The sequence below is a fragment of the Vibrio sp. V33_P6A3T137 genome, from assembly GCF_009904835.1.
GTDB lineage: Bacteria > Pseudomonadota > Gammaproteobacteria > Enterobacterales > Vibrionaceae > Vibrio > Vibrio metschnikovii.
Genome location: NZ_WXWK01000072.1, coordinates 1 through 8249 on the forward strand (window position 1 = coordinate 1; position 8249 = coordinate 8249).

Here is an 8249-nt window from a genome sequence, read left to right on the forward strand (position 1 = left end):
GGGTAAAAGGGCTATTTTATTTTTATCTTATTGTTTTTAATAACTTATTTATGTAATAAGTTGCTGGGCTGAATAGAAATGTTCATTCACAACCTTGCCGAAAAACAGTGTTGCCGTATTCTGAATTTGTCAGCAGGAAGCCGACACGGAACAGGAAAGACCCAAGGATAGGTCATCTTCAGGACGAAGATTCGATGATTCAGGATGAAACATCGGCAAGGAAAGCAAAGGACATTAGCAGGACGCGAATAACTAGGATGGTTATCACGGATGGTTAATGGACATCTTAAAGGAATAAGGCACGTCTATCAGGATGATAGAGTAAGGGACACCGCTAGGATGGCGATGAAACGGAATGTGCTAACGGATATAGCAGACTATCAAGGAATTGATGCAGGGAGCACTTGATTAGTAGCCGGATTGCTGCGAGTAAGAACTGAACCCCACTAGGCGTAAGCTTAGTGGGGTTTTCTTTTGTACAGCGAACTGGCTTTTTTTATCGGCTTAGATATATTGCCGTAGTGGTCATCGGTTCGCCACGATGAAGCCCCCGTTTATTTTAAAGATAATATTCACTTTGCAAGGCCAATCTAGGCTAAAGACAGGAGTTATTCGATGCAAGCAGAAGTACAATGGGTTGATGGATTAAGATTTATTGGTCAATCACCGTCAGGACACTCTATCGTAATGGATGGTAATGCAGGCTCCTCTGCGCCCAGCCCAATGGAAATGGTGTTGATGGCCGCTGGGGGGTGTAGCTCAGTGGATGTGGTTAATGGCTTAAAGCAAGCTCAGCAAGCGGTAACGGGGTGTCGTGTATCGTTGATCACTGAGCGTCGAGAAACGGCGCCGCGTCTTTTTACTCATATCAATCTGCATTTTACGATTGAAGGGAATAAGGTATCGTCAGAAATTGTTGAACAAGTGGTGGCAGATTCACTCAATAAATACTGTTCAGTTTGTTTAATGCTTGGTGAAAGTATTGAGCTCACCCACAGCTGGGAAGTCATTAATGCTTAACGAATGAGCATAAAAGGGAACAGGAATGAGCCATTTTAACTATACAGGATGTGGGATTGCTGCCATTTTTTTGTGGGGAGCAATGATTGGTTTAATGCGCACTGTGGCTGAAGCTTTCGGACCGATTGGTGGTGCAGCCTTACTCTATACCATTGCCGCTGTCTTTTTAATACTCGTGCTTGGTGTCCCTAAACGACAACATTTTTCTCTTCGCTATTTATTGATAGGAGGAGGGTTATTTGTCAGCTATGAAATCTGCTTGGCATTAGCGATAGGTATGGCCAATAGTCGTCATCAGGCTTTAGAGATGGCGGTGATTAATTACTTATGGCCAGCGATCACGGTAGTACTAGCGGTTATCTTAAGTAAAAAAACAGTCAGCGTTTGGCTTTATCCGAGTGTTGGTCTGGCCTTTACCGGTGTTGTTTGGACTTTAACGGGAGACGCCGGATTCTCTATCACACATGTGGTAAATAATATTTCCAGTAATCCTTTGACCTATGGTCTGGCCTTTATGGGAGCGGTGATTTGGGCAATCTATTGCAACGTGACGAAGTTAATCGCAAAAGGTCAAAATGCTATCGCTCTGTTTTTTATCGCTACAGCGATGGTGTTATGGATAAAGTACGCGCTAAGCCAAGAAGGACCACTGAGCTTTAGCCCAATCGCCACCTTCAATGTGATACTGACGGGTGTGGTGATGGGCAGTGGTTATGCGTTATGGAATATCGCTATTTTGCGTGGCAATATGTTATTATTGGCAACATTGTCTTATTTTACCCCTGTGATATCGACGCTTTTTTCATCGTTAATTCTTGGTGTGATACTCGATACCAGCTTTTGGCAAGGGGTGGCAATGGTGACGTTGGGTTCATTACTCTGCTGGTGGTTAACGCGTGATAAACCTAAGCTGATTGAAGCGACCACCTAAAATAAACCCGCCATTAACGGCGGGTTTATTGGTTAGGATAAGCAGGGATTAACGCGCGATATTGACGTTAATTTGTAGTTTCAGTGGTAACCCAGATAAACGCTTAGCGATGGTTTTTCTGGTTTGTTCGATATCATCGACTAAAATTACATCGCTGTTGTCTTCAGGATAGATATCCACATCTACCCATAATTCTGGACCGACTTTGGTCACTCCGGTTAATTCAATATCTTGCTCTGATTCTTTACAAGCATCGATAATACTTTGATCAACGCGCTTACAAATATCTTTACTCGGTGACATAAGGAATATTTCGCGTAATGCATTTCTCACCATCCCGAAAGGTACTTTTAAAAAATAAAACGACATAGCAAGCATCATCAATGGGTCAGCATAGACCGCATAGTGAGCGAAGGGAGTAAAAGTCACACCCAGTGCCACAATAAAGCCGATGGTTACTGCAAGGCTGAGCAATGTATCCATTTGCCATTGTTTAACCTCTGCACCAATCAGGCCTGAAGCGTGGCGTTTACTCAGTTTTGCCATATACCACCATGCTAAGCCACAGCCGATAACATTGACTGTACCAAAAAGGGTTGCAATCGAAGCATCGACTTCTCTACCGCCAGTGATTAAAGCACCGATCGCAGAATAGAGTGAGTAGGCGACGAGTAGTAAGATCACGCTGCCTTTGATAACAATAACCGCTGGTTCAAATAGCGCACGACCAAAAGGGAACTGCGCATCAGACGGCTTACGTATATAACGTGAAGCGACCAGCGACAATAATGTTAACAGTAAACTGATGAGAGAGTAGACTCCATCAAAGACAATAACTAATGACCCTACAAGTAAACCAACCACTAATCCGCCAAGGGCAAATACTGATGCGATAAGGGCGGAGAAGGTTAAGACACGATTTTCATTTAAACTTGTTTGAGCACACATAAAACATCTACCGATTTAAAAACTAAACGTATTTTGGCTTAAAATCGGTCTATTACAATCTCAATTTACTTACACATCTAAATAAAAAACACGAATTTAAAATAAATCCATTTAAAACAGTAGGTTGCGCGCTGTTTTTGCTGTCAAAAATATTGACTCTGACTGCCATTGGTTATTTAAAAGTCAAATAGGTAATCACTGAGCTTATCAGCTAGCCAAAGCATGGCTGGATTTTCTGCGTCACCAGGGATGGTATACATGCAATAATCTTCTTGAGTTAAGCCGTAGGTATGGCGAATAACGGTTAAACGTTGTTCGCGCAGATGATGGCGAATTAATGGCTCAGGTAACACTCCCCAAGCGCTTTCGGTCAATATGGTCGCCAGCATATATTCAAAACTTGAGAAACCAATATAGCGGCGAGAAAAGGGCTCAAGGTTGGAGTTATCTTGATCATTGAGGTAAACCATCACCGCTTGCATCGATTTACGTAAGTCTTCATCGAACACTCGTTTGAGTTTAGTTAAAGGGTGACTGACGCTACAGACCGACATCATGCGGATTTTACCCAGTGGCTGGTAACTGATACGAGGATCGTCCAAACGCTCGTAATCGACACCAAACGCGAAGTCAACCTGCTCGGTTGCGACTAAACTGGCTAGATCACCACTCGAGGCAAGGACGATGTTAAAGGACGTATTAGGAAATAAATTATTCAGTGAATGAGCCAAATCTTGCCATAACACATCAGGTAGAGAGTCATCACGCGCAATCCACATTTCAGCGGCAAATTCATCACACACCTGCGAGCAGGTGCGTTTAATTCTGGTCGCTGTAATTAATAAGCTTTGGCAGTCTTTATAGATAGCCTTACCGGCTTCCGATAATGTGACTTGATTACCACTGCGGACTAATAGCTCAACCTTAAGTTCATTTTCCAGCGCTTTTACCGCCATACTCAGTTTGGTGCGGTTACATTCCAGTTGGCGAGCCGCCTCGGAAACTGAGCCTGCATCGGCGATAGCACAAAATGCTTCTATTTGTGATAGGTTCATGAGGGTTCCATTATTAAACGGGAGCGACGTTAATCAGGCTGATAACTTCCACTTTACATTGCCGATTTTCTCAGCATTACGATGAATATTGTATTTTCTTAACCAAGATTGTTCGCTAACGCTATGAAGTTGACTCTATTTTGGTTTAATCTTGGCATATTACCAGAATACAAGACGTAATACGGAGACCATGATGGTACACGACTGGGATAATCTCGCGAAAAATTGGGAAAACAATACAACAAACACGATGTTTGTTCAGCAGGTATTTCAGCAACTGAAGACCTTAACGTCCTTGGATGGCAAGCATATTCTTGATTATGGCTGTGGGACGGGTTTCTTAAGTCAGATGATGTCCCCCCTAGCGAAAACTATCGTCGCATTGGATAGCTCAGAATCGATGATTGAGGAGCTGGATAAAAAAGAGCTACCTAATGTCGAGCCTGTGGTCGATAGTTTAACGCGCGGCTTAGTGGCTCAACATCCAGCGTTTCGAAAGCAGTTTGATCTTGTCGTCGCCGCTTCGGTGTGTGCTTACGTTGATGACTTTCCACAAGTAGTCGAGATTATTTACTCGTTACTAGACCAAGGTGGTTTGTTTATTCAGTGGGATTGGTTATCAGACAATACGCTGGCCGATCACCATCTACATGAACTTAACGTTAGACAGGCTTTTACCCAAGCAGGCTTTACGACCATTGAGGTTGCACAAGCGTTTGTCATCGCTACCCCGGATGGACCACAAGCCGCCTTTTTTGCATTAGGACGTAAATAGCCGTACACACTCTGGTTTGAGTCTGTATTACGATGTGAGCAGGGTACGGCGTTGGTTGATTAGGTGGTCGCGTTGGCATAACTCGCCACCTCATCAAGCACTTCAGGATGATCAATCGCATGACGATTGTCGACCGTTTGCCCATTGAGTACTTGCTTAACCGCTAACTCGACCAATTTACCGGAGCGCGTTCTCGGTACTTTAGAAATAGGGTAGATTTTCTTCGGTACATGTCTCGGTGAACATTGGGTGCGCAATTGTTGTTTAATGGTCTCGATCAGTTCATCGTTGAGCGAAGCGCCTTGTGACAACGCAACAAAAAGAACAATAATTTCATCGCCTTGCTGCTTTTGGCCGACGGCGACTGCATCCGCTATCTCGGTAATTGATTTAAGCGCTTGGTAAATCTCCGCAGTACCTATGCGTACTCCGCCAGGATTGAGTGTCGTATCACTTCGGCCATAGAAGAGAAATCCGCCTTGTTCTGAGCGCATGACATCGTCACCATGATGCCAAGTATTGGGATACTTCGCCCAGTAAGCATTGTGGTAGCGCTCGCCGCTATCATTCCAAAAGCCAATCGGTTGATTTGGAAAACTGTTACGGCAGACTAATTCTCCGCGCTGTTGCATGACCGCTTCTCCCCGCGAGTTAAACGCCGCTACGTCCATGCCTAACCCCGCGACTTGGCATTCTCCACGATAGACGGGTGAGAGTGGGTTGCCCAAGACAAAGCAACCACAAATATCAGTGCCTCCAGAAATCGAGGCGAGATGCACATCGGATTTAATATGTTGATAAACATAATCAAACTGATGAGGATAGAGCACTGAACCCGTAGAACAGATCGTTTTAAGATCCGCGAGGTGATGATGTTGATTGGGCGAAAACCCCGATTTTTGCAATGATTCTAGATAAATAGCAGAAGTGCCAAACAGCGTTGTTTGTGATTGCTCAGCCAATTGCCAGAGAACATCGGGATTCGGATAGATTGGGCTACCATCAAAAATCACTAAGGTCGCTCCACTTGCCAGCGCTGATACGTGCCAGTTCCACATCATCCAGCCGCAGGCCGTGTAGTAAAACACCCGATCATTCGCTTGGATATCACAATGTAATTGGTGCTCCTTCAGATGATTGAGCAGCGTTCCTCCGACAGAATGAATAATGCACTTAGGCTGTCCAGTCGTGCCTGAAGAGTAAAGAATAAACAAAGGATCATTAAATGCTACGCGTTGGTAGGTTAGTCCTTTGGGTGTATAGCTAGCGAGAATGGATGCCCAATGGGAAAAATGCTCATTGATGCTTGGGTTATAGGCGCGCTTTTGCAGATAATCAATTTGGCAGACATTATTGAGCGTCGGTAATCGAGTCACTACTTGGGAGTTTTGCTCATGCATCTGGTGTGTTTTACCTGAAAAGGTATACCCATCGCAGCAAAATAGAATTTTAGGCTCTACTTGTGCAAAACGCTCAACCACGCTGTTAACCCCAAAATCCGGGGAAGTTGATGTCCAGATCGCCCCTAAACTGGTGGTCGCGAGCATGGCCACGACCGCTTCTGGAATATACGGTAGATATGCCGCGACTACATCTCCTCGACCGATACCATTTTGTATCAACCACTGCTGAATCATGCAGACTTGATCAGAGAGTTGTTGCCACGTTAAGTGGCGACTCTGGCCGCGCTCATTATGAAACCAAAGAGCAATATTTTCCGGCTGTTGATAGGCATAAGCGAGTAAATTTTCTGCGTAATTAAGCTCCGCATTCGCAAACCAAACGGTATCTCGACTCGGCATGAATGGGGGCCAGCGTGCCTCGCCTTGAGTTGATAATAACGTTCCACGTAAGCCAATCACATCACAATATTGCCAGATTTCACTCCAGAACCGTTCGGAAGATTGAACCGACCATTGATGCAGTTCATCATAGTGAGTCATTGCATAGCCTTGTTGATGAAGATGTTGCATGAATTGGTACAGTTCAGAAGCATGAATACGTTGTTGGCTAGGTGTCCAAATCGGGTCAGAGTGAGACATGTCTTCCTCAAGTTAGCAAATTTTAGATAACAAAAGTGTTGTATAGATTGCTGTAAAGTCAAAAAAGAAGATTGATAAACAAGCAAAATTATAGATTAAGGCATACTCAATAGGAGGGAACGCCATCAATGAATGTAAATAAATTGTTACAGCGACAAGTCAATCCAATCCTTGCAGAGGAATGGCAGATTGAAGCAACCGTGAATACGCTAAATGTAATAATAATGTTACGGAGATTCCGTCATGAGTTGTTACGTTGCTAAATCACTCAATCAACACGGTGAGATCGATTGGAGCGAAGAAGAGCATGGTGTGTGGCACGATCTTGTCGCTCGTCAGCAGTTGATTGTTAGCGAGACCGCTTGCCAGCCTTACTTAGATGGATTGGATTTATTGGCACTGTCAGCGGACAGAGTCCCACGACTGTCTGAGCTTAATCATACCTTAGATCGAGAAACCGGCTGGCAAATTGCCCCCGTTCCCGCCTTAATCAGCTTTGATCATTTTTTTGCGTTATTGGCCGATAAAAAATTTCCCGCGGCAACGTTTTTACGATCTCGGCAAGAGTTTGATTATTTACAAGAGCCCGATTTTTTCCATGAGATTTATGGCCATTGTGCCATGTTAACGCACCCGGATTTTGCGGCATTTACTCATCGATATGGTCAATTAGGCAAGAATGCTTCTCCTAAAGCACGGGCTTATTTAGCTCGTTTGTACTGGTTTACGGTTGAGTTTGGCTTAGTAAAAGAGCAAGGGGTCGTCAAAATTTATGGCGGCGGTATTCTCTCTTCTCCTGCCGAAACACGCTGCGCGCTAGATAAACCAGACACGCAGCATCGGCGATTTGATTTGTTGCAAGCACTGCGCACCCCGTATCGAATCGATCATATTCAGCCGGTGTATTATGTATTGGAAGAGATAGGTGAGCTTTACTCACTCAGTCAATTAGATTTAATGCATTATGTTGAACAAGCCATGGCACTAGGCTTACTACCAGCGCCATTTACTGTAAAGGAAGAAAACTATGTTGGATGAATTACGTTGTGAAGCCTGTGATAGCAACGCAACTGCTTTAACTCAAGATCAGCAGCAGACATTACTGAGTGAACTTGATGGATGGGCACTGGTGCATCGAGATGGTGTTCCTCAGTTAGAAAAAGTCTATCGGTTTAATAACTTCAAGCAGGCTTGGGCGTTTTCTGAGCAGGTAGCCAACCTTGCTGAAGCGATGCATCATCATCCTAAAATCACGGTCGAGTGGGGTAAAACGACATTAACTTGGTGGACCCATGCGATTAATGGACTGCACAATAACGATTTTATTTGTGCTGCACGCTGCGACAAACTGCCCTGTTAAGTGAATGATCACTCAGGCGATATTGAGTGTTCGCCTGAGTGATCTTGCCCCAGTTCTATCCTCATATTCCCCTTCATTCTATCTTCATAAAGCCGTCATTATTGTTACACATCTAATC

General features: G+C 44.2%; 8 protein-coding genes. 5 read left to right on the forward strand and 3 right to left on the reverse strand.

What is annotated here, in order from left to right; all coding sequences use genetic code 11:
* Nucleotides 1-615 precede the first annotated feature (615 nt).
* Nucleotides 616-1020, forward strand: coding sequence for an OsmC family protein (locus CAG60_RS06685; protein ID WP_110167371.1), 405 nt, complete (start codon nucleotides 616-618; stop codon nucleotides 1018-1020).
* Between the two features lie 25 nt (nucleotides 1021-1045).
* A complete protein-coding gene (gene yddG / locus CAG60_RS06690) occupies nucleotides 1046-1951 on the forward strand; it encodes an aromatic amino acid DMT transporter YddG (RefSeq protein WP_161438564.1) in 906 nt (301 codons plus the stop codon).
* 48 nt (nucleotides 1952-1999) lie between these two features.
* Here the strand turns inward: yddG and CAG60_RS06695 are convergent, their stop codons facing one another.
* Both CAG60_RS06695 and CAG60_RS06700 read right to left on the reverse strand, forming a co-directional pair.
* Nucleotides 2000-2899 (reverse strand): cation diffusion facilitator family transporter, encoded by a 900-nt coding sequence (locus CAG60_RS06695; RefSeq protein ID WP_158137047.1) that lies wholly within the window; start codon nucleotides 2897-2899, stop codon nucleotides 2000-2002.
* A gap of 176 nt (nucleotides 2900-3075) precedes the next feature.
* Entirely contained in the window at nucleotides 3076-3954 is an 879-nt protein-coding gene (locus CAG60_RS06700; protein ID WP_161438565.1) for a LysR family transcriptional regulator, read from the reverse strand.
* Nucleotides 3955-4147: 193 nt separating this feature from the next.
* On the opposite strand from CAG60_RS06700, the gene CAG60_RS06705 reads away from it, so the two are divergent.
* The gene (locus CAG60_RS06705; protein WP_161438568.1) at nucleotides 4148-4729 is read left to right on the forward strand and encodes a class I SAM-dependent DNA methyltransferase; all 582 of its coding nucleotides are present in this window, start codon (nucleotides 4148-4150) and stop codon (nucleotides 4727-4729) included.
* 59 nt (nucleotides 4730-4788) lie between these two features.
* Here CAG60_RS06705 and CAG60_RS06710 read toward each other — a convergent pair whose 3' ends face one another.
* Nucleotides 4789-6771 (reverse strand): acetoacetate--CoA ligase, encoded by a 1983-nt coding sequence (locus CAG60_RS06710; protein WP_161438566.1) that lies wholly within the window; start codon nucleotides 6769-6771, stop codon nucleotides 4789-4791.
* A gap of 243 nt (nucleotides 6772-7014) precedes the next feature.
* Here CAG60_RS06710 and phhA point away from each other — a divergent pair, with 243 nt between their 5' ends.
* Together phhA and CAG60_RS06720 are read left to right on the forward strand one after the other, a co-directional pair.
* Nucleotides 7015-7809: a phenylalanine 4-monooxygenase gene (phhA, locus tag CAG60_RS06715; protein ID WP_161438567.1), complete on the forward strand. Its 795-nt coding sequence runs from the start codon at nucleotides 7015-7017 to the stop codon at nucleotides 7807-7809.
* Nucleotides 7799-8131, forward strand: coding sequence for a 4a-hydroxytetrahydrobiopterin dehydratase (locus tag CAG60_RS06720; protein WP_154170946.1), 333 nt, complete (start codon nucleotides 7799-7801; stop codon nucleotides 8129-8131). Before phhA ends, CAG60_RS06720 begins: the two co-directional genes overlap by 11 nt.
* Nucleotides 8132-8249: the final 118 nt, after the last annotated feature.